Here is a 22,361-nt window from a genome sequence, read left to right on the forward strand (position 1 = left end):
CTGTGATTACGATCACATTAGCAGTTATGCCCTTATGCTAAAAATTATCTCCAGTTACCAGAGATAATGAGAAAGGTAACTTCCCTCTCGCGGGGGAAGTTACCTTTCTTTTTTTTTGCCTTACGGAAATTGGAGCTAACTATGTCAATCGAATCTCTCAATGCGTTCTCAATGGATTTTTTCTCCCTGAAAGGTAAAACCGCAATTGTTACCGGTGGGAATAGCGGTTTAGGCCAGGCATTTGCCATGGCGTTGGCCAAAGCTGGCGCAAATATCTTTATTCCTAGTTTCGTCAAAGATAACGGCGAAACAAAGGAAATGATTGAAAAACAGGGTGTTGAGGTGGACTTCATGCAGGTGGGTATCACCGCAGAAGGCGCGCCGCAGAAGATTATCGCTGCTTGCTGTGAGCGTTTCGGTACAGTTGATATTCTGGTTAACAATGCCGGTATTTGTAAGCTGAATAAGGTGCTGGACTTCGGTCGTGCCGACTGGGATCCGATGATTGATGTGAACCTGACCGCCGCATTCGAGTTAAGCTATGAAGCTGCAAAAATTATGATCCCGCAGAAAAGCGGCAAAATTATTAATATCTGTTCATTGTTCTCTTACTTAGGTGGACAATGGTCACCTGCATATTCTGCCACTAAACATGCTCTTGCCGGGTTCACCAAAGCTTATTGTGATGAACTAGGTCAATATAATATTCAGGTAAATGGTATCGCCCCTGGCTATTATGCAACAGATATTACGCTGGCGACACGCAGTAATCCAGAAACCAATCAGCGCGTTCTTGATCATATTCCGGCAAACCGTTGGGGCGATACTCAGGATTTAATGGGCGCAGCCGTATTCCTCGCAAGTCCGGCATCGAATTATGTCAACGGGCATTTATTAGTGGTTGATGGCGGTTATTTAGTGCGCTAACCCATAACGGTGGTTTCTGTTTTCTCTTATTAATGATTATTCCATTTTTATTATCAGGAAGGAATTACTATGTCTTTATCTCGCGCAGCGATTGTCGACCAGCTAAAGGAAATTGTTGGTGCAGATCGCGTAATTACCGATGAAACAGTATTAAAGAAAAACAGTATTGACCGTTTTCGTAAATTTCCGGATATTCATGGCATTTATACTTTGCCGATTCCGGCAGCGGTCGTAAAACTCGGTTCCACAGAGCAAGTATCCCGTGTGCTGAATTTTATGAATGCGCACAAAATTAACGGTGTGCCGCGTACCGGTGCTTCCGCCACCGAAGGTGGGCTGGAAACTGTTGTAGAAAACTCGGTGGTGCTCGACGGCTCCGCCATGAATCAAATCATTAATATTGATATTGAGAATATGCAGGCGACGGCGCAATGTGGTGTTCCGCTGGAAGTGCTGGAAAACGCGTTGCGTGAAAAAGGTTACACCACGGGGCATTCTCCGCAGTCAAAGCCGCTGGCGCAGATGGGCGGCCTGGTAGCAACCCGAAGTATCGGGCAGTTCTCCACACTCTACGGCGCAATCGAAGATATGGTCGTTGGTCTGGAAGCAGTATTGGCTGATGGCACCGTCACACGCATTAAAAACGTGCCACGCCGCGCGGCTGGCCCGGACATTCGTCACATCATCATCGGCAACGAAGGTGCATTGTGCTATATCACTGAAGTAACAGTGAAAATCTTTAAATTCACCCCGGAAAACAACCTCTTCTACGGCTATATCCTGGAAGACATGAAAACCGGCTTCAACATCCTGCGTGAAATCATGGTGGAAGGGTATCGTCCGTCAATCGCTCGTTTGTATGACGCTGAAGATGGCACCCAACACTTCACCCATTTTGCCGACGGAAAATGCGTGCTGATCTTTATGGCTGAAGGTAACCCTCGCATTGCGAAGGTGACGGGCGAAGGGATTGCGGAAATCGTTGCCCGCTACCCGCAATGCCAGCGCGTGGACAGCAAGCTGATCGAAACCTGGTTTAACAACCTGAACTGGGGACCGGATAAAGTGGCTGCCGAACGTGTGCAGATCCTCAAAACCGGCAACATGGGCTTTACCACCGAAGTATCCGGCTGCTGGAGCTGCATCCACGAAATCTACGAAAGCGTTATTAACCGTATTCGTACTGAGTTCCCGCACGCCGACGACATCACCATGCTGGGCGGTCATTCCTCTCATAGCTATCAGAACGGCACCAACATGTACTTCGTCTACGATTACAACGTCGTTGACTGTAAGCCGGAAGAGGAAATCGACAAGTACCACAATCCGCTCAACAAGATCATCTGTGAAGAAACCATTCGCCTCGGCGGTTCGATGGTGCACCACCACGGTATCGGTAAACATCGCGTTCACTGGAGCAAACTGGAACACGGCAGCGCGTGGGCGTTGCTGGAAGGGCTGAAAAAGCAGTTCGATCCTAATGGCATTATGAATACGGGTACTATCTATCCGATTGAAAAATAATGTGTCAGGCAGCGTTCCGCGATGACGGGGCGTTGCCTTTTCGGCTTCTCAGGCGAGAAGCCGTTCTTATTACCGGACAATGAAGGGGTAAAGATGAACACTTCACCGGTGCGAATGGATGATTTACCGCTTAACCGTTTTCACTGCCGCATTGCTGCGCTCACTTTCGGCGCACACCTGACCGACGGTTATGTTCTCGGCGTCATTGGTTACGCCATTATTCAGCTTACGCCCGCCATGCAACTGACGCCGTTTATGGCGGGAATGATCGGCGGCTCGGCGCTCCTTGGTTTGTTCCTTGGCAGCCTGGTTCTTGGGTGGATCTCCGACCATATTGGTCGGCAAAAAATCTTCACCTTCAGCTTTTTGCTGATTACGCTTGCTTCGTTTTTACAATTTTTTGCCACCACGCCAGAGCATCTTATTGGACTGCGCATTTTGATTGGCATTGGTCTGGGAGGCGATTATTCAGTAGGTCACACCTTGCTGGCTGAATTTTCCCCGCGCCGCCATCGCGGTATTTTGCTGGGCGCATTCAGCGTGGTGTGGACCGTAGGCTATGTGCTGGCAAGTATTGCCGGACATCACTTTATTTCCGAAAACCCGGAGGCCTGGCGCTGGCTACTGGCATCGGCAGCTCTGCCCGCGTTGTTGATTACGTTATTACGCTGGGGAACGCCAGAATCACCACGCTGGCTACTGCGCCAGGGGCGTTTTGCAGAAGCTCACGCTATCGTGCATCGCTATTTTGGTCCCCATGTTTTACTGGGCGATGAAGTGGTAACGGCGACCCATAAACACATCAAAACCTTGTTCTCTTCGCGTTACTGGCGGCGCACGGCGTTTAACAGCGTCTTCTTTGTCTGCCTCGTAATCCCATGGTTTGTGATTTATACCTGGCTGCCAACTATCGCCCAGACTATTGGTCTGGAAGATGCGCTGACTGCCAGCCTGATGCTTAATGCGTTGTTAATTGTGGGCGCGCTGCTGGGATTAGTTCTGACGCACCTGCTGGCACATCGCAAATTTTTGCTGGGAAGTTTTTTGCTGCTGGCGGCAACGCTGGTAGTCATGGCCTGTTTGCCTTCCGGCAGTTCATTAACGCTGCTGCTTTTTGTTCTCTTCAGCACCACCATTTCGGCAGTCAGTAATCTGGTGGGCATTTTGCCTGCGGAAAGTTTTCCTACTGACATTCGCTCGCTGGGCGTCGGTTTTGCCACTGCCATGAGTCGACTTGGCGCGGCGGTAAGTACTGGCCTGCTGCCGTGGGTGCTGGCGCAGTGGGGAATGCAAGTCACCTTATTGCTCCTGGCGACAGTGTTGTTGGTTGGTTTTGTTGTGACCTGGCTATGGGCACCAGAAACTAAAGCCCTCCCGCTGGTGGCGGCGGGAAATGTAGGAGGTGCGAATGAACATTCTGTTAGCGTTTAAAGCCGAACCGGATGCCGGAATGCTGGCGGAAAAAGAGTGGCAGGCGGCGGCTCAGGGTAAAAGCGGACCGGATATTTCGCTACTGCGAAGTTTACTCGGTGCTGATGAACAGGCCGCTGCCGCGCTGCTGTTGGCGCAGAGAAAAAACGGTACGCCGATGTCTTTAACCGCGTTGAGCATGGGGGATGAACGGGCATTGCACTGGCTGCGCTATCTCATGGCTCTTGGGTTTGAGGAAGCTGTATTGCTGGAGACGGCGGCAGATCTGCGCTTTGCGCCGGAATTTGTCGCTCGCCATATTGCCGAATGGCAGCATCAGAATCCGCTGGATCTGATAATTACCGGCTGCCAAAGCAGCGAAGGGCAGAATGGGCAAACGCCATTTTTGCTGGCGGAAATGCTGGGCTGGCCCTGCTTCACCCAGGTGGAGCGTTTCACTCTCGACGCGCTGTTTATCACCCTCGAACAGCGTACTGAACATGGGTTGCGTTGTTGCCGGGTTCGCTTGCCTGCGGTGATTGCCGTGCGTCAGTGCGGTGAAGTGGCCTTGCCAGTACCGGGAATGCGCCAGCGAATGGCTGCGGGGAAAGCAGAAATTATCCGTAAAACTGTTGCTGCCGAAATGCCAGCGATGCAGTGTCTGCAACTGGCAAGAGCAGAGCAACGACGCGGAGCGACGCTGATTGATGGGCAAACGGTAGCAGAAAAAGCTCAAAAGCTATGGCAGGACTATTTACGCCAAAGGATGCAGCCATGAATATCGCAATTGTGACAATAAATCAGGAGAATGCCGCAATAGCAAGCTGGCTGGCGGCGCAGGATTTCAGCGGTTGTACCCTGGCGCACTGGCAGATTGAACCTCAGCCTGTAGTGGCGGAACAGGTGCTGGATGCGTTGGTGGAACAGTGGCAGCGAACGCCTGCGGACGTTGTTCTCTTTCCGCCGGGAACGTTTGGCGATGAACTGTCGACCCGGCTGGCCTGGCGTTTACATGGTGCAAGCATCTGCCAGGTGACTTCGTTAGATATTCCAACCGTAAGCGTGCGCAAATCCCACTGGGGAAATGCGCTAACGGCGACGCTGCAAACAGAAAAACGCCCGCTATGCCTTTCCCTGGCGCGTCAGGCGGGAGCAGCGAAAAACGCCACGTTGCCCTCTGGAATGCAACAACTGAACATTGTCCCGGGTGCGCTTCCGGACTGGCTGGTTAGCACAGAGGATCTGAAAAATGTTACCCGCGACCCATTAGCTGAGGCCAGACGGGTGCTGGTGGTGGGGCAGGGCGGAGAGGCAGATAACCAGGAAATCGCTATGCTGGCAGAAAAGCTGGGAGCCGAAGTGGGCTACAGTCGGGCGCGAGTGATGAACGGTGGCGTTGATGCTGAAAAAGTGATTGGTATTTCCGGACATCTGCTGGCACCTGAGGTGTGTATTGTTGTTGGCGCTTCTGGCGCAGCAGCGTTAATGGCGGGCGTACGCAATAGCAAGTTTGTGGTGGCGATTAATCATGACGCCAGCGCTGCGGTATTTTCACAGGCAGATGTTGGCGTGGTTGATGACTGGAAAGTGGTGCTGGAGGCACTGGTGACAAACATTCACGCAGATTGCCAATAACGTGTTGCCGGATGATCCTGCCTACGGTTCTGGCCTGGGGACTTGTAGGCCTGATAAGACGCGTCAAGCGTCGCATCAGGCGCTGAATGTCGGATGTGGCGTGCGGCCTACAAATCAAACCAAATTCAATTGGTTACGATTATCCCGTCAAAGTAATTTTTTCGCTAACGTCCAGACCCCGGTATTCGTGGTGGAAAGCGCCACGACACCCGCGTTAATCGCATTACGCGCATCTTCTTCATCGCACACCAGCCCACCGGCAATCAGCGGTTGGCGGATTTTCTCTGTCACCCAGCCCAGCACTTTGGGCATACAGCCTGGCAGGATCTCAATACAATCCGGATTCGATTGCGCAACTTGCTTATCAATGTTGTGAAACGAAATTGAATCAACAATAAACAGGCGATGAATACAGAAAAAACCTTCCGCTCTTGCCGCTTTCAACATTGAGGCTTTGGTACTGATAATGCCGTCCGCCTCGGTCACCAGTTTCAAAAACTGAATAACGACTTCTTTATTTGACGCGCCTTCCAGCAAATCAACATGAATAAAAGCATATTTCCCGGCGTTCTTAATCTTTTTAACGATATTACTGATGGTGCAGATATTGCCGTACAACACGGAAATAAATTGGCATTCAGAATCGATTGCCAGTTGCAGGCTGGCATTATCTTTAACGGCAGCAATCACCGGATTCTGGCGGAGCAGGTGTAAGAGGGGCATAAATTATCCTTATTATTTATCCAAAGCGGTAGGTGATGCCGAATCCGGAAGGCGGATAGCGCCACTGTTGTAGTGTTGATTCGTCGCACAGCAAACGGCAGGTGCCACACTCCAGGCAACTGCGATAGTCAATACGTAAGTTACCTTCCGGTGTGAGCGAAAAAAGACCTGCCGGACAGGCGTTAATCAACCGTTCTGCCGTCTGGCGCTCAACGGAGTCAGCCGGAACAATGTGCGGCGCATCAGCAACGCGCCAGAGATTACGGGCTACAGACATCGCAGACTCCTGATAACATCGCCCGCCAGATGCCACAGGCCGTGACGACGTAAATGATGCCAGAATAACTGGCGCAGCGGTGGAACAGGTTTATCACCCTGATCCCATAAATCGCGGGAAATATCCTGCATTAACGCAGGCCACGTACGGTACCATCCCGGGCGTTGCAAAAGCGCCGGAACATGCTGATAACGCTGTAGAACATCCCACAGCAGGCTGCGCTCTACGTTGTGATGATAAAGCGGAAACAGATTTTGCGGCTCGCGGTGCTGGCAGGCGCTTATCAGCGTTTGTGCCGCCGCCTGCGCGCCAGTCAGCGCCATATCCATGCCGCGCACGGAAATTCCGGTATTGACGCAACTGCGCAACGCATCGCCCACCAGCAGCCAGCCGTTACCGGCGTATTGCACCGGCATACTGTGCAAGCCACCTTCTGGCACCAGATGCGCACCATACTCCAGTGATTCCGTGTTTTTGATAAGCGGGCGCACTGCCGGATGCGCTTTAAAGCGAGTCAGCAGCTCGCTTGCCGGAACACGACTTTGCGTAAGGGAAGAGAGCGGGCAAACAATCCCTAACGAGAGCGTTTGTTGATTAGTATAAAGAAATGCGCCGCCGGGTAAGTCATCACAGATCCTGCCGCTGAACAGCAACGCTGCGCCTTCGTTATTCTCCAGATGAAAACGTTCTTCAATAGCGGATGTTTCCAGCGACAGCACTTCTTTGATCCCCAACGCCATCGCTTCGCCAGCAGGACGAGTCACTAACCCGTGACGTTCAGCCAGGACGCTGTTGGCACCTTCTGCCAGCACCACATAACGGGCGCGGAGAATATCGTCACCACAAATAACGCCACAGACTCTGCCGTTTTCTTCATACAGTGCATCCACCGTCGCTCCGGGGATGCATTCGACACCTTCTTTTTCGGCTTCGGCAACCAGCCACGGATCGAATCGTGCACGTAATACACTCCAGGATTCACCGCCGGGCTGTAAGCTGGAAAACGTCGTTACGCCATCGGGCGTTAACAGGGAAAGGCTTTCGTGAGTGATGCGTCGTTCAAGAGGCGCGGTCAGATGAAATTGCGGGAGGAGTTCCGCGAGTGCATGGGTATATAACCGCCCGCCGGAAAGATTTTTGCTGCCGGGGATTTCAGCGCGTTCCAGTAACAAAACGGATAAACCCGCTCGCGCGCAGCGTAACGCGCAAGCGGTGCCTGCAATACCGGCACCAATAATAATAATGTCGCAGTCGTCTTCCATGTCATGCCCCAGATATCCAGAACACAACACCCTAACATAGCGTTACTTAAGGGAAATTGACCGCCGACACACTCTTATCATTCGCCGCGATAGATACAACCTGCGGTGCAGGTTTCTTTTACCATCACCGCACTTAACAGCGGCACAACGGGTTTAACCTGATCCCAAATCCATTTTGCTAAAACCTCGCTGGTTGGGTTTTCCAGACCTGGAATATCATTGAGATAATGGTGATCGAGGCGCTCGTAGGTTGGTTTAAACGCCGCTTTTAGTTCAGCGAAATCGATAATCCAGCCCGTATGCGGATCGACTTCCCCGGTAATTTCCAGTCGCACCATAAAGGAATGCCCGTGCAGGCGACCACATTTATGCCCTTCCGGGACGTGTGGTAAGCGGTGAGCGGCTTCGAAGGTGAAATCTTTAAATAACGTGGTGGACATCATAATTTCTCTACAGGACGATAAAACCGCCGTAGAGTACCGGAAAGGCTGTTTTTTCGCATTATCTAAAACGACTTTGTTGCGCAAAATCGCTGATTTATCTTAATGATTGGCTAAATTCATTTGTTTTTCATTAGGTTGGTTAATCTATTTTGTTGTTAAAGACTATTGCTAAAACAGGTTAGTCGATTTGGTTATTAGTTATCGCTATCCCGTCTTTAATCCACACCGTTTGCCCCGTTAACCTTACCTTCTCTTCTGTTTTATGGGCGCTGACAGGGCGCAGAAACAGCTTTGCTTACTGGAACATAACGACGCATGACGACACAGGTCCCACCTTCCGCGTTGCTTCCGTTGAACCCGGAGCAACTGGCACGCCTTCAGGCGGCCACGACCGATTTAACTCCCACCCAGCTTGCCTGGGTTTCTGGCTATTTCTGGGGCGTACTCAATCAGCAGCCTGCTGCGCTTGCAGCGACGCCAGCGCCAGCCGCAGAAATGCCGGGTATAACTATTATCTCCGCCTCGCAAACCGGCAATGCGCGCCGGGTTGCTGAAGCATTACGTGATGATTTATTAGCAGCAAAACTGAACGTTAAGCTGGTGAACGCGGGCGACTATAAATTCAAACAAATCGCCAGCGAAAAACTGCTCATCGTAGTGACGTCAACGCAAGGGGAAGGGGAACCGCCGGAAGAAGCCGTCGCGCTGCATAAGTTCCTGTTCTCCAAAAAAGCGCCAAAGCTGGAAAACACCGCGTTTGCCGTGTTTAGCCTCGGCGATAGCTCTTATGAATTTTTCTGCCAGTCCGGGAAAGATTTCGACAGCAAGCTGGCGGAACTGGGTGGTGAACGCCTGCTCGACCGTGTCGATGCCGATGTTGAATACCAGGCTGCTGCCAGCGAGTGGCGCGCCCGCGTGGTTGATGCGCTTAAATCGCGTGCGCCTGTCGCGGCACCTTCGCAATCCGTCGCTACTGGCGCGGTAAATGAAATCCACACCAGCCCGTACAGCAAAGACGCGCCGCTGGTGGCTAGCCTCTCTGTTAACCAGAAAATTACCGGGCGTAACTCTGAAAAAGACGTTCGCCATATCGAAATTGACTTAGGTGACTCGGGCATGCGTTACCAGCCGGGTGACGCGCTGGGCGTCTGGTATCAGAACGATCCGGCACTGGTGAAAGAACTTGTCGAACTGCTGTGGCTGAAAGGCGATGAACCTGTCACCGTCGAGGGCAAAACGTTGCCTCTGAACGAAGCGCTACAGTGGCACTTCGAACTGACCGTCAACACCGCCAACATTGTTGAGAATTACGCCACGCTTACCCGCAGTGAAACACTGCTGCCGCTGGTGGGCGATAAAGCGAAGTTACAGCATTACGCCGCGACGACGCCGATTGTTGACATGGTGCGTTTCTCCCCGGCACAGCTTGATGCCGAAGCGCTAATTAATCTGCTGCGCCCGCTGACGCCGCGTCTGTATTCCATCGCCTCCTCGCAGGCGGAAGTCGAGAACGAAGTACACGTCACCGTTGGTGTGGTGCGTTACGACGTGGAAGGCCGCGCCCGTGCCGGTGGTGCCTCCAGCTTCCTCGCTGACCGCGTGGAAGAAGAGGGCGAAGTCCGCGTATTTATCGAACATAACGATAACTTCCGCCTGCCAGCCAATCCAGAAACCCCGGTGATTATGATTGGCCCAGGCACCGGTATTGCGCCGTTCCGCGCCTTTATGCAGCAACGCGCCGCCGACGAAGCGCCAGGTAAAAACTGGCTGTTCTTTGGTAATCCGCACTTTACGGAAGACTTCCTGTACCAGGTGGAGTGGCAGCGCTACGTCAAAGATGGCGTGCTGACACGTATCGATCTTGCCTGGTCGCGCGATCAAAAAGAAAAAGTTTACGTACAAGACAAACTGCGCGAACAGGGCGCGGAGCTGTGGCGCTGGATCAATGATGGTGCCCACATTTATGTCTGCGGCGACGCTAATCGCATGGCGAAAGACGTTGAGCAGGCACTTCTGGAAGTGATTGCCGAATTTGGTGGCATGGACACCGAAGCGGCGGATGAATTTTTAAGTGAGCTGCGCGTAGAGCGCCGTTATCAGCGAGATGTCTACTAATGAGCGAAAAACATCCAGGGCCTTTAGTGGTCGAAGGAAAACTGACAGACGCCGAGCGCATGAAGCATGAAAGCAACTACCTGCGCGGCACCATTGCGGAAGATTTAAACGACGGTCTGACCGGCGGCTTTAAGGGCGACAACTTCCTGCTGATTCGCTTCCACGGCATGTATCAGCAGGATGACCGCGACATCCGCGCCGAACGTGCTGAACAGAAGCTGGAGCCGCGCCACGCGATGCTGCTTCGCTGTCGTCTGCCGGGTGGGGTGATTACCACTAAACAGTGGCAGGCGATCGACAAATTTGCCGGTGAAAACACCATCTATGGCAGCATTCGCCTGACCAACCGCCAGACGTTTCAGTTCCACGGCATTCTGAAAAAGAACGTCAAACCGGTGCACCAGATGCTGCACTCGGTCGGTCTTGATGCGCTGGCGACAGCTAACGACATGAACCGTAACGTACTCTGCACCTCGAACCCTTACGAGTCGCAGCTGCACGCGGAAGCGTACGAGTGGGCGAAGAAGATTTCTGAGCATCTGTTGCCTCGTACCCGCGCGTATGCGGAGATCTGGCTCGACCAGGAAAAAGTCGCCACTACTGATGAAGAACCGATCCTCGGCCAGACCTACCTGCCGCGTAAATTCAAAACCACGGTAGTGATCCCGCCACAGAACGATATCGATCTGCACGCCAACGACATGAACTTCGTGGCGATCGCCGAAAACGGCAAGCTGGTGGGCTTTAACCTGTTGGTGGGCGGTGGGCTTTCCATCGAACACGGCAACAAGAAAACCTACGCCCGCACCGCGAGTGAGTTTGGCTATCTGCCGCTGGAGCATACGCTGGCGGTGGCCGAAGCCGTCGTGACAACTCAGCGTGACTGGGGTAACCGAACCGATCGTAAAAATGCCAAAACCAAATACACGCTGGAGCGCGTGGGGGTTGAGACGTTTAAAGCGGAAGTGGAGCGTCGCGCGGGGATCAAATTTGAACCGATCCGTCCATATGAGTTCACCGGACGAGGCGATCGTATTGGCTGGGTTAAGGGCATTGATGATAACTGGCACCTGACGCTGTTTATCGAAAATGGTCGCATCCTTGATTATCCGGCGCGTCCGCTGAAAACCGGCCTGCTGGAGATCGCGAAGATCCACAAAGGCGATTTCCGCATTACGGCGAACCAGAATCTGATCATCGCCGGTGTACCGGAAAGCGAGAAAGCGAAGATCGAGAAGATCGCCAAAGAGAGCGGGTTAATGAATGCCGTCACGCCGCAGCGTGAAAACTCGATGGCTTGCGTGTCATTCCCGACTTGCCCGCTGGCGATGGCGGAAGCAGAGCGTTTCCTGCCGTCTTTTATCGACAACATCGATAATTTAATGGCGAAACATGGTGTCAGCGATGAGCATATCGTGATGCGTGTAACAGGCTGCCCGAACGGTTGTGGTCGCGCGATGCTGGCGGAAGTGGGCCTGGTGGGTAAAGCGCCGGGTCGCTACAACCTGCATCTTGGCGGCAACCGCATTGGGACACGTATCCCACGGATGTATAAAGAAAACATCACCGAGCCGGAAATCCTGGCGTCGCTTGATGAACTGATAGGGCGCTGGGCGAAAGAGCGCGAAGCGGGTGAAGGCTTCGGCGACTTTACGGTGCGTGCGGGCATCATTCGCCCGGTGCTCGATCCGGCGCGTGATTTGTGGGATTAACCATCAGCCCGGTCTTGTAGGCCTGATAAGAACGCGTGAGCGTCGCATCAGGCAAGGCAAACAGTGAGGAATCTATGTCCAAACTCGATCTAAACGCCCTGAACGAACTGCCGAAGGTAGATCGCATTCTGGCGCTGGCGGAAACTAACGCCGAACTGGAAAAACTGGACGCTGAAGGCCGCGTAGCCTGGGCGCTGGATAATCTGCCCGGTGAATATGTACTTTCTTCCAGCTTTGGCATTCAGGCGGCGGTGAGCCTGCATCTGGTGAATCAAATTCGCCCGGATATTCCGGTGATCCTCACCGATACGGGTTACTTGTTCCCGGAAACCTACCGCTTTATTGACGAGTTAACGGACAAACTCAAGCTCAACCTGAAAGTGTACCGTGCTACCGAAAGCGCAGCCTGGCAGGAAGCACGCTACGGAAAACTGTGGGAGCAGGGCGTTGAAGGCATTGAAAAGTACAATGACATCAACAAAGTCGAACCGATGAACCGGGCTCTGAAAGAACTGAATGCGCAAACCTGGTTTGCTGGCCTGCGCCGTGAACAATCCGGCAGTCGTGCCAATTTACCGGTGCTGGCAATTCAGCGTGGCGTATTTAAAGTGCTGCCGATTATCGACTGGGATAACCGAACTATTTATCAGTACCTGCAAAAACATGGCCTGAAATATCACCCATTATGGGATGAAGGATATTTATCGGTGGGCGATACCCATACAACCCGTAAATGGGAACCCGGCATGGCGGAAGAAGAAACGCGTTTCTTTGGCTTAAAAAGGGAATGTGGGTTACACGAAGGGTAAATATTGCCGGACAAATTAAACGCCTCTGTCAGAAATGATGGGGGCGTTTTTATTTTGCGAGCAGCATTCCTGATTTTAAACGTGAACGCCGCGGGAAGAATTATCAGGTATAGAATGGCGTCGGGTGCTTGAGGCTGTCTGGCGTTAAGCATTCGCGAGGTTCCAGATGGACAAAAGCCCCAGGCGATATTTCTATCAACCTGAGGCCAGCGTTCGAACCCAAACAATTCGAATGTTAGTCTCTTCTTTGCAGGGAGGCAAGACATGTGTATATCACTGTAATTCGATATTTATGAGCAGCATCGAAAAATAGCCCGCTGATATCATCGATAATACTAAAAAAACAGGGAGGCTATTAATGGAACCTTTTAAATATATATGCCATTACTGGGGAAAATCCTCAAAAAGCTTGACGAAAGGAAATGATATTCATCTGTTAATTTATCATTGCCTTGATGTTGCTGCTGTTGCAGATTGCTGGTGGGATCAATCAGTCGTACTGCAAAATACTTTTTGCCGAAATGAAATGCTATCAAAACAGAGGGTGAAGGCCTGGCTGTTATTTTTCATTGCTCTTCATGATATTGGAAAGTTTGATATACGATTCCAATATAAATCAGCAGAAAGTTGGCTGAAATTAAATCCTGCAACGCCATCACTTAATGGTCCATCAACACAAATGTGCCGTAAATTTAATCATGGTGCAGCCGGTCTGTATTGGTTTAACCAGGATTCACTTTCAGAGCAATCTCTCGGGGATTTTTTCAGTTTTTTTGATGCCGCTCCTCATCCTTATGAGTCCTGGTTTCCATGGGTAGAGGCCGTTACAGGACATCATGGTTTTATATTACATTCCCAGGATCAAGATAAGTCGCGTTGGGAAATGCCAGCTTCTCTGGCATCTTATGCTGCGCAAGATAAACAGGCTCGTGAGGAGTGGATATCTGTACTGGAAGCATTATTTTTAACGCCAGCGGGGTTATCTATAAACGATATACCACCTGATTGTTCATCACTGTTAGCAGGTTTTTGCTCGCTTGCTGACTGGTTAGGCTCCTGGACTACAACGAATACCTTTCTGTTTAATGAGGATGCGCCTTCCGACATAAATGCTCTGAGAACGTATTTCCAGGACCGACAGCAGGATGCGAGCCGGGTATTGGAGTTGAGTGGACTTGTATCAAATAAGCGATGTTATGAAGGTGTTCATGCACTACTGGACAATGGCTATCAACCCAGACAATTACAGGTGTTAGTTGATGCTCTTCCAGTAGCTCCCGGGCTGACGGTAATAGAGGCACCTACAGGCTCCGGTAAAACGGAAACAGCGCTGGCCTATGCTTGGAAACTTATTGATCAACAAATTGCGGATAGTGTTATTTTTGCCCTCCCAACACAAGCTACCGCGAATGCTATGCTTACGAGAATGGAAGCGAGCGCGAGCCACTTATTTTCATCCCCAAATCTTATTCTTGCTCATGGCAATTCACGGTTTAACCACCTCTTTCAATCAATAAAATCACGCGCGATTACTGAACAGGGGCAAGAAGAAGCGTGGGTTCAGTGTTGTCAGTGGTTGTCACAAAGCAATAAGAAAGTGTTTCTTGGGCAAATCGGCGTTTGCACGATTGATCAGGTGTTGATATCGGTATTGCCAGTTAAACACCGCTTTATCCGTGGTTTGGGAATTGGTCGAAGTGTTTTAATTGTTGATGAAGTTCATGCTTACGACACCTATATGAACGGCTTGCTGGAGGCAGTGCTCAAGGCTCAGGCTGATGTGGGAGGGAGTGTTATTCTTCTTTCCGCAACCCTACCAATGAAACAAAAACAGAAACTTCTGGATACTTATGGTCTGCATACAGATCCAGTGGAAAATAACTCCGCATATCCACTCATTAACTGGCGAGGTGTGAATGGTGCGCAACGTTTTGATCTGCTAGCTCATCCAGAACAACTCCCGCCCCGCTTTTCGATTCAGCCAGAACCTATTTGTTTAGCTGACATGTTACCTGACCTTACGATGTTAGAGCGAATGATCGCAGCGGCAAACGCGGGTGCACAGGTCTGTCTTATTTGCAATTTGGTTGACGTTGCACAAGTATGCTACCAACGGCTAAAGGAGCTAAATAACACGCAAGTAGATATAGATTTGTTTCATGCGCGCTTTACGCTGAACGATCGTCGTGAAAAAGAGAATCGAGTTATTAGCAATTTCGGCAAAAATGGGAAGCGAAATGTTGGACGGATACTTGTCGCAACCCAGGTCGTGGAACAATCACTCGACGTTGATTTTGATTGGTTAATTACTCAGCATTGTCCTGCAGATTTGCTTTTCCAACGATTGGGCCGTTTACATCGCCATCATCGCAAATATCGTCCCGCTGGTTTTGAGATTCCTGTTGCCACCATTTTGCTGCCTGATGGCGAGGGTTACGGACGACATGAGCATATTTATAGCAACGTTAGAGTCATGTGGCGGACGCAGCAACATATTGAGGAGCTTAATGGAGCATCCTTATTTTTCCCTGATGCTTACCGGCAATGGCTGGATAGCATTTACGATGATGCGGAAATGGATGAGCCAGAATGGGTCGGCAATGGCATGGATAAATTTGAAAGCGCCGAGTGTGAAAAAAGGTTCAAGGCTCGCAAGGTCCTGCAGTGGGCTGAAGAATATAGCTTGCAGGATAACGATGAAACCATTCTTGCGGTAACGAGGGATGGGGAAATGAGCCTGCCATTATTGCCTTATGTACAAACGTCTTCAGGTAAACAACTGCTCGATGGCCAGGTCTACGAGGACCTAAGTCATGAACAGCAGTATGAGGCGCTTGCACTTAATCGCGTCAATGTACCCTTCACCTGGAAACGTAGTTTTTCTGAAGTAGTAGATGAAGATGGGTTACTTTGGCTGGAAGGGAAACAGAATCTGGATGGATGGGTCTGGCAGGGTAACAGTATTGTTATTACCTATACAGGGGATGAAGGGATGACCAGAGTCATCCCTGCAAATCCCAAATAACTTCGGGAATGATTGTTATCAATGACGATAATAAGACCAATAACGGTTTATCCCTACTTAAGTAGGGAAGGTGCACAATGTACATCTTCTTTTAATTTCCCGGTATGAGATTTTATATTCACAGTATGAATATTTTATGTAATAAAATTCATGGTAATTATTATAACTAAAAGTTTCTTTAATAATAAAACGAATAACTTGCAGATTTGAAATGCATGCATTATTGTCTTTAAACAATTCAACACATCTTAATATATGTATAGGTTAATTGTATTAAACCAATGAATATATTTTTGCAGTGAATGTGATTATTGAATTAATTACGCCGTATTTTTTCTTTGTTTTTACCGATAACGGAAGTGTGCCGACGTATAGAAATGCAGGAGAAATGTCGGAGCATATGAAGGAGAACAAATGAATTTGCTTATTGATAACTGGATCCCTGTACGCCCGCGAAACGGGGGGAAAGTCCAAATCATAAATCTGCAATCGCTATACTGCAGTAGAGATCAGTGGCGATTAAGTTTGCCCCGTGACGATATGGAACTGGCCGCTTTAGCACTGCTGGTTTGCATTGGGCAAATTATCGCCCCGGCAAAAGATGACGTTGAATTTCGACATCGCATAATGAATCCGCTCACTGAAGATGAGTTTCAACAACTCATCGCGCCGTGGATAGATATGTTCTACCTTAATCACGCAGAACATCCCTTTATGCAGACCAAAGGTGTCAAAGCAAATGATGTGACTCCAATGGAAAAACTGTTGGCTGGGGTAAGCGGCGCGACGAATTGTGCATTTGTCAATCAACCGGGGCAGGGTGAAGCATTATGTGGTGGATGCACTGCGATTGCGTTATTCAACCAGGCGAATCAGGCACCAGGTTTTGGTGGTGGTTTTAAAAGCGGTTTACGTGGAGGAACACCTGTAACAACGTTCGTACGTGGGATCGATCTTCGTTCAACGGTGTTACTCAATGTCCTCACATTACCTCGTCTTCAAAAACAATTTCCTAATGAATCACATACGGAAAACCAACCTACCTGGATTAAACCTATCAAGTCCAATGAGTCTATACCTGCTTCGTCAATTGGGTTTGTCCGTGGTCTATTCTGGCAACCAGCGCATATTGAATTATGCGATCCCATTGGGATTGGTAAATGTTCTTGCTGTGGACAGGAAAGCAATTTGCGTTATACCGGTTTTCTTAAGGAAAAATTTACCTTTACAGTTAATGGGCTATGGCCCCATCCGCATTCCCCTTGTCTGGTAACAGTCAAGAAAGGGGAGGTTGAGGAAAAATTTCTTGCTTTCACCACCTCCGCACCATCATGGACACAAATCAGCCGAGTTGTGGTAGATAAGATTATTCAAAATGAAAATGGAAATCGCGTGGCGGCGGTTGTGAATCAATTCAGAAATATTGCGCCGCAAAGTCCTCTTGAATTGATTATGGGGGGATATCGTAATAATCAAGCATCTATTCTTGAACGGCGTCATGATGTGTTGATGTTTAATCAGGGGTGGCAACAATACGGCAATGTGATAAACGAAATAGTGACTGTTGGTTTGGGATATAAAACAGCCTTACGCAAGGCGTTATATACCTTTGCAGAAGGGTTTAAAAATAAAGACTTCAAAGGGGCCGGAGTCTCTGTTCATGAGACTGCAGAAAGGCATTTCTATCGACAGAGTGAATTATTAATTCCCGATGTACTGGCGAATGTTAATTTTTCCCAGGCTGATGAGGTAATAGCTGATTTACGAGACAAACTTCATCAATTGTGTGAAATGCTATTTAATCAATCTGTAGCTCCCTATGCACATCATCCTAAATTAATAAGCACATTAGCGCTTGCCCGCGCCACGCTATACAAACATTTACGGGAGTTAAAACCGCAAGGAGGGCCATCAAATGGCTGATGAAATTGATGCAATGGCTTTATATCGAGCCTGGCAACAACTGGATAATGGATCATGTGCGCAAATTAGACGTGTTTCAGAACCTGATGAATTACGCGATATCCCTGCGTTTTATAGGCTGGTGCAACCTTTTGGTTGGGAAAACCCACGTCACCAGCAGGCTCTTTTGCGCATGGTGTTTTGCCTGAGCGCAGGAAAGAATGTCATCCGACATCAGGACAAAAAATCGGAGCAAACAACAGGTATCTCGTTGGGAAGAGCTTTAGCCAATAGTGGAAGAATTAACGAGCGCCGTATCTTTCAATTAATTCGGGCTGACAGAACAGCCGATATGGTCCAGTTACGTCGATTACTTACTCACGCCGAACCCGTACTTGACTGGCCATTAATGGCCAGGATGTTGACCTGGTGGGGAAAGCGCGAACGCCAGCAACTTCTGGAAGATTTTGTATTGACCACAAACAAAAATGCGTAAGGAAACCTTTCTATGTCTAACTTTATCAATATTCATGTTCTGATCTCTCACAGCCCTTCATGTCTGAACCGCGACGATATGAACATGCAGAAAGACGCTATTTTCGGCGGCAAAAGACGAGTAAGAATTTCAAGTCAAAGCCTTAAACGTGCGATGCGTAAAAGTGGTTATTACGCACAAAATATTGGTGAATCCAGTCTCAGAACCATTCATCTTGCACAATTACGTGATGTTCTTCGGCAAAAACTTGGTGAACGTTTTGACCAAAAAATCATCGATAAGACATTAGCGCTGCTCTCCGGTAAATCAGTTGATGAAGCCGAAAAGATTTCTGCCGATGCGGTTACTCCCTGGGTTGTGGGAGAAATAGCCTGGTTCTGTGAGCAGGTTGCAAAAGCAGAGGCTGATAATCTGGATGATAAAAAGCTGCTCAAAGTTCTTAAGGAAGATATTGCCGCCATACGTGTGAATTTACAGCAGGGTGTTGATATTGCGCTTAGTGGAAGAATGGCAACCAGCGGCATGATGACTGAGTTGGGAAAAGTTGATGGTGCAATGTCCATTGCGCATGCGATCACTACTCATCAGGTTGATTCTGATATTGACTGGTTCACCGCTGTAGATGATTTACAGGAACAAGGTTCTGCACATCTGGGAACTCAGGAATTTTCATCGGGTGTTTTTTATCGTTATGCCAACATTAACCTCGCTCAACTTCAGGAAAATTTAGGTGGTGCCTCCAGGGAGCAGGCTCTGGAAATTGCAACCCATGTTGTTCATATGCTGGCAACAGAGGTCCCTGGAGCAAAACAGCGTACTTATGCCGCTTTTAACCCTGCGGATATGGTAATGGTTAATTTCTCCGATATGCCACTTTCTATGGCAAATGCTTTTGAAAAAGCGGTTAAAGCGAAAGATGGCTTTTTGCAACCGTCTATACAGGCGTTTAATCAATATTGGGATCGCGTTGCCAATGGATATGGTCTGAACGGAGCTGCTGCGCAATTCAGCTTATCTGATGTAGACCCAATTACTGCTCAAGTTAAACAAATGCCTACTTTAGAACAGTTAAAATCCTGGGTTCGTAATAATGGCGAGGCGTGAACATGAGATCTTATTTGATCTTGCGGCTTGCTGGGCCAATGCAAGCCTGGGGGCAGCCGACCTTTGAAGGAACGCGACCTACCGGAAGATTTCCGACCCGAAGCGGGTTATTAGGGCTACTCGGGGCTTGTCTTGGGATCCAACGTGATGATACTTCTTCATTACAGGCGTTATCAGAGAGTGTGCAATTTGCAGTGCGCTGCGATGAACTCATTCTTGACGATCGTCGTGTGTCTGTAACGGGGTTGCGTGATTACCATACAGTCCTTGGAGCGCGAGAAGATTACCGTGGTTTGAAAAGTCATGAAACGATTCAAACATGGCGCGAATATTTATGTGATGCCTCCTTTACCGTCGCTCTCTGGTTAACACCCCATGCAACGATGGTTATCTCAGAACTTGAAAAAGCAGTATTAAAGCCTCGGTATACACCTTACCTGGGGCGGAGAAGTTGCCCACTAACACACCCGCTTTTTTTGGGGACATGTCAGGCATCGGATCCTCAGAAGGCGCTATTAAATTATGAGCCCGTTGGCGGCGATATATATAGTGAGGAATCAGTTACAGGGCATCATTTAAAATTTACGGCGCGCGACGAACCGATGATCACCTTGCCTCGACAATTTGCTTCCCGAGAATGGTATGTGATTAAAGGAGGTATGGATGTATCTCAGTAAAGTCATCATTGCCAGGGCCTGGAGCAGGGATCTTTACCAACTTCACCAGGGATTATGGCATTTATTTCCAAACAGACCGGATGCTGCTCGTGATTTTCTTTTTCATGTTGAGAAGCGAAACACACCAGAAGGCTGTCATGTTTTATTGCAGTCAGCGCAAATGCCTGTTTCAACTGCCGTTGCGACAGTCATTAAAACTAAACAGGTTGAATTTCAACTTCAGGTTGGTGTTCCACTCTATTTTCGGCTTCGGGCAAATCCGATCAAAACTATTCTCGACAATCAAAAGCGCCTGGACAGTAAAGGGAATATTAAACGCTGTCGGGTTCCGTTAATAAAAGAAGCAGAACAAATCGCGTGGTTGCAACGTAAATTGGGCAATGCGGCGCGCGTTGAAGATGTGCATCCCATATCGGAACGGCCACAGTATTTTTCTGGTGATGGTAAAAGTGGAAAGATCCAAACGGTTTGCTTTGAAGGTGTGCTCACCATCAACGACGCGCCAGCGTTAATAGATCTTGTACAGCAAGGTATTGGGCCAGCTAAATCGATGGGATGTGGCTTGCTATCTTTGGCTCCACTGTGATTGAGGTGTAATAAAATGACCTGGCTTCCCCTTAATCCCATTCCACTCAAAGATCGCGTCTCCATGATCTTTCTGCAATATGGGCAGATCGATGTAATAGATGGCGCGTTTGTACTTATCGACAAGACAGGGATCCGCACTCATATTCCTGTTGGCTCGGTTGCCTGCATCATGCTGGAACCTGGTACACGGGTTTCGCATGCAGCTGTACGCCTGGCTGCGCAAGTTGGAACATTGTTGGTATGGGTGGGGGAAGCGGGCGTTCGTGTTTATGCTTCTGGTCAGCCTGGAGGTGCGCGTTCAGATAAGCTGCTCTATCAGGCAAAACTTGCTCTGGATGAAGATTTGCGTCTGAAGGTCGTACGTAAAATGTTTGAACTTCGGTTTGGAGAACCTGCGCCTGCCCGGCGCTCCGTAGAGCAACTCAGAGGTATAGAAGGCAGTCGCGTGCGGGCAACCTACGCACTTCTGGCGAAGCAATACGGCGTGACATGGAATGGACGTCGCTACGATCCGAAAGACTGGGAAAAGGGCGATACGATCAACCAATGCATTAGCGCTGCAACTTCCTGTTTATACGGCGTAACTGAAGCGGCGATACTTGCAGCTGGTTATGCACCAGCTATTGGGTTTGTGCATACAGGAAAGCCTCTTTCCTTTGTTTACGATATTGCAGACATCATTAAATTTGACACTGTTGTACCGAAAGCTTTTGAGATAGCGCGTCGTAACCCTGGTGAGCCGGACCGGGAAGTCCGTTTGGCGTGCAGGGATATTTTTCGCAGTAGTAAAACATTAGCCAAATTGATTCCGCTTATAGAGGACGTGCTTGCCGCTGGAGAAATACAACCGCCGGCCCCACCTGAAGATGCACAGCCTGTTGCCATTCCGCTTCCTGTTTCACTGGGAGATGCAGGCCATCGGAGTAGCTGAAATGAGTATGTTGGTCGTGGTCACTGAAAATGTACCTCCGCGCTTACGAGGCAGATTAGCCATCTGGTTGTTGGAGGTACGTGCAGGGGTATATGTAGGTGATGTATCCGCAAAAATTCGTGAAATGATCTGGGAACAAATAGCTGGACTGGCGGAAGAAGGCAATGTAGTGATGGCATGGGCAACGAATACGGAAACGGGATTTGAGTTCCAGACATTTGGGTTAAACAGGCGTACCCCGGTAGATTTGGATGGTTTAAGGTTGGTGTCTTTTTTACCTGTTTGAAAACAAAGAATTAGCTGATCTTTAATAATAAGGAAATGTTACATTAAGGTTGGTGGGTTGTTTTTATGGGAAAAAATGCTTTAAGAACAAATGTATACTTTTAGAGAGTTCCCCGCGCCAGCGGGGATAAACCGCTTTCGCAGACGCGCGGCGATACGCTCACGCAGAGTTCCCCGCGCCAGCGGGGATAAACCGCAGCCGAAGCCAAAGGTGATGCCGAACACGCTGAGTTCCCCGCGCCAGCGGGGATAAACCGGGCTCCCTGTCGGTTGTAATTGATAATGTTGAGAGTTCCCCGCGCCAGCGGGGATAAACCGTTTGGATCGGGTCTGGAATTTCTGAGCGGTCGCGAGTTCCCCGCGCCAGCGGGGATAAACCGCGAATCGCGCATACCCTGCGCGTCGCCGCCTGCGAGTTCCCCGCGCCAGCGGGGATAAACCGTCAGCTTTATAAATCCGGAGATACGGAAACTAGAGTTCCCCGCGCCAGCGGGGATAAACCGGACTCACCCCGAA

Annotated in this window: 20 protein-coding genes and 1 CRISPR repeat array (1 of these 21 running past the window's edge); of the genes, 16 read left to right on the forward strand and 4 right to left on the reverse strand. The window is 49.5% G+C overall.

Annotated features, from left to right (window positions below):
• The first annotated feature begins 141 nt into the window (after positions 1-141).
• From KXD89_RS04710 to KXD89_RS04730, 5 genes are all read left to right on the forward strand, one after another.
• Positions 142-927, forward strand: a complete 786-nt coding sequence (locus KXD89_RS04710) for an SDR family oxidoreductase (protein WP_000021334.1) — start codon at positions 142-144, stop codon at positions 925-927.
• 69 nt (positions 928-996) lie between these two features.
• Positions 997-2,451 carry an FAD-binding oxidoreductase gene (locus KXD89_RS04715; RefSeq protein WP_000059307.1) on the forward strand — a complete coding sequence of 485 codons (1,455 nt, stop codon included), beginning with the start codon at positions 997-999 and terminating at the stop codon, positions 2,449-2,451.
• Positions 2,452-2,472: 21 nt separating this feature from the next.
• Positions 2,473-3,882, forward strand: a complete 1,410-nt coding sequence (locus KXD89_RS04720) for an MFS transporter (protein ID WP_000147666.1) — start codon at positions 2,473-2,475, stop codon at positions 3,880-3,882.
• Positions 3,860-4,639: an electron transfer flavoprotein subunit beta/FixA family protein gene (locus KXD89_RS04725; RefSeq protein ID WP_001299652.1), complete on the forward strand. Its 780-nt coding sequence runs from the start codon at positions 3,860-3,862 to the stop codon at positions 4,637-4,639. Before KXD89_RS04720 ends, KXD89_RS04725 begins: the two co-directional genes overlap by 23 nt.
• The gene (locus KXD89_RS04730) at positions 4,636-5,496 is read left to right on the forward strand and encodes an electron transfer flavoprotein subunit alpha/FixB family protein (RefSeq protein ID WP_001299097.1); all 861 of its coding nucleotides are present in this window, start codon (positions 4,636-4,638) and stop codon (positions 5,494-5,496) included. The genes KXD89_RS04725 and KXD89_RS04730 overlap by 4 nt, the downstream gene beginning before the upstream one ends.
• Before the next feature lie 147 nt (positions 5,497-5,643).
• Here the strand turns inward: KXD89_RS04730 and KXD89_RS04735 are convergent, their stop codons facing one another.
• The 4 genes from KXD89_RS04735 to queD form a co-directional block, all read right to left on the reverse strand.
• The gene (locus KXD89_RS04735; protein WP_001130266.1) at positions 5,644-6,219 is read right to left on the reverse strand and encodes a glycerol-3-phosphate responsive antiterminator; all 576 of its coding nucleotides are present in this window, start codon (positions 6,217-6,219) and stop codon (positions 5,644-5,646) included.
• Between the two features lie 16 nt (positions 6,220-6,235).
• Entirely contained in the window at positions 6,236-6,496 is a 261-nt protein-coding gene (locus KXD89_RS04740; protein ID WP_000109529.1) for a ferredoxin family protein, read from the reverse strand.
• The gene (locus KXD89_RS04745) at positions 6,487-7,758 is read right to left on the reverse strand and encodes an FAD-dependent oxidoreductase (RefSeq protein WP_001301334.1); all 1,272 of its coding nucleotides are present in this window, start codon (positions 7,756-7,758) and stop codon (positions 6,487-6,489) included. Before KXD89_RS04745 ends, KXD89_RS04740 begins: the two co-directional genes overlap by 10 nt.
• A 77-nt stretch (positions 7,759-7,835) precedes the next feature.
• A complete protein-coding gene (gene queD, locus KXD89_RS04750; protein ID WP_000108294.1) occupies positions 7,836-8,198 on the reverse strand; it encodes a 6-carboxytetrahydropterin synthase QueD in 363 nt (120 codons plus the stop codon).
• Positions 8,199-8,516: 318 nt separating this feature from the next.
• On the opposite strand from queD, the gene cysJ reads away from it, so the two are divergent.
• From cysJ to cas2e, 11 genes are all read left to right on the forward strand, one after another.
• Positions 8,517-10,316 carry an NADPH-dependent assimilatory sulfite reductase flavoprotein subunit gene (cysJ, locus tag KXD89_RS04755; protein ID WP_000211913.1) on the forward strand — a complete coding sequence of 600 codons (1,800 nt, stop codon included), beginning with the start codon at positions 8,517-8,519 and terminating at the stop codon, positions 10,314-10,316.
• Positions 10,316-12,028, forward strand: coding sequence for an assimilatory sulfite reductase (NADPH) hemoprotein subunit (gene cysI / locus KXD89_RS04760; RefSeq protein ID WP_001290679.1), 1,713 nt, complete (start codon positions 10,316-10,318; stop codon positions 12,026-12,028). Before cysJ ends, cysI begins: the two co-directional genes overlap by 1 nt.
• A gap of 74 nt (positions 12,029-12,102) precedes the next feature.
• Positions 12,103-12,837, forward strand: a complete 735-nt coding sequence (gene cysH, locus KXD89_RS04765; protein WP_000039850.1) for a phosphoadenosine phosphosulfate reductase — start codon at positions 12,103-12,105, stop codon at positions 12,835-12,837.
• 358 nt (positions 12,838-13,195) lie between these two features.
• The gene (gene cas3, locus KXD89_RS04770) at positions 13,196-15,862 is read left to right on the forward strand and encodes a CRISPR-associated helicase/endonuclease Cas3 (protein WP_000433152.1); all 2,667 of its coding nucleotides are present in this window, start codon (positions 13,196-13,198) and stop codon (positions 15,860-15,862) included.
• A 414-nt stretch (positions 15,863-16,276) separates the two neighbouring features.
• Positions 16,277-17,785: a type I-E CRISPR-associated protein Cse1/CasA gene (casA, locus tag KXD89_RS04775; protein ID WP_001050401.1), complete on the forward strand. Its 1,509-nt coding sequence runs from the start codon at positions 16,277-16,279 to the stop codon at positions 17,783-17,785.
• A complete protein-coding gene (casB, locus tag KXD89_RS04780; protein WP_000752800.1) occupies positions 17,778-18,260 on the forward strand; it encodes a type I-E CRISPR-associated protein Cse2/CasB in 483 nt (160 codons plus the stop codon). The genes casA and casB overlap by 8 nt, the downstream gene beginning before the upstream one ends.
• Positions 18,261-18,272: 12 nt before the next feature.
• A complete protein-coding gene (gene cas7e / locus KXD89_RS04785; protein WP_000064450.1) occupies positions 18,273-19,364 on the forward strand; it encodes a type I-E CRISPR-associated protein Cas7/Cse4/CasC in 1,092 nt (363 codons plus the stop codon).
• A 2-nt stretch (positions 19,365-19,366) separates the two neighbouring features.
• On the forward strand, positions 19,367-20,041 hold the full coding sequence (gene cas5e / locus KXD89_RS04790) for a type I-E CRISPR-associated protein Cas5/CasD (RefSeq protein ID WP_001334996.1): 675 nt from the start codon (positions 19,367-19,369) through the stop codon (positions 20,039-20,041).
• On the forward strand, positions 20,028-20,627 hold the full coding sequence (gene cas6e, locus KXD89_RS04795) for a type I-E CRISPR-associated protein Cas6/Cse3/CasE (protein ID WP_000281400.1): 600 nt from the start codon (positions 20,028-20,030) through the stop codon (positions 20,625-20,627). Before cas5e ends, cas6e begins: the two co-directional genes overlap by 14 nt.
• A gap of 15 nt (positions 20,628-20,642) precedes the next feature.
• Complete coding sequence (cas1e, locus tag KXD89_RS04800; RefSeq protein WP_000220066.1) at positions 20,643-21,560, forward strand: type I-E CRISPR-associated endonuclease Cas1e; 918 nt, start codon at positions 20,643-20,645, stop codon at positions 21,558-21,560.
• Position 21,561: 1 nt separating this feature from the next.
• Entirely contained in the window at positions 21,562-21,846 is a 285-nt protein-coding gene (cas2e, locus tag KXD89_RS04805; protein ID WP_001381369.1) for a type I-E CRISPR-associated endoribonuclease Cas2e, read from the forward strand.
• A 105-nt stretch (positions 21,847-21,951) separates the two neighbouring features.
• Positions 21,952-22,361: direct repeats of the CRISPR family, unit length 29 nt; unit sequence GAGTTCCCCGCGCCAGCGGGGATAAACCG; it runs 353 nt beyond the window's last position.

It is taken from the genome of Escherichia sp. TC-EC600-tetX4, assembly GCF_019356055.1.
In the GTDB taxonomy this organism is placed as follows: Bacteria; Pseudomonadota; Gammaproteobacteria; order Enterobacterales; family Enterobacteriaceae.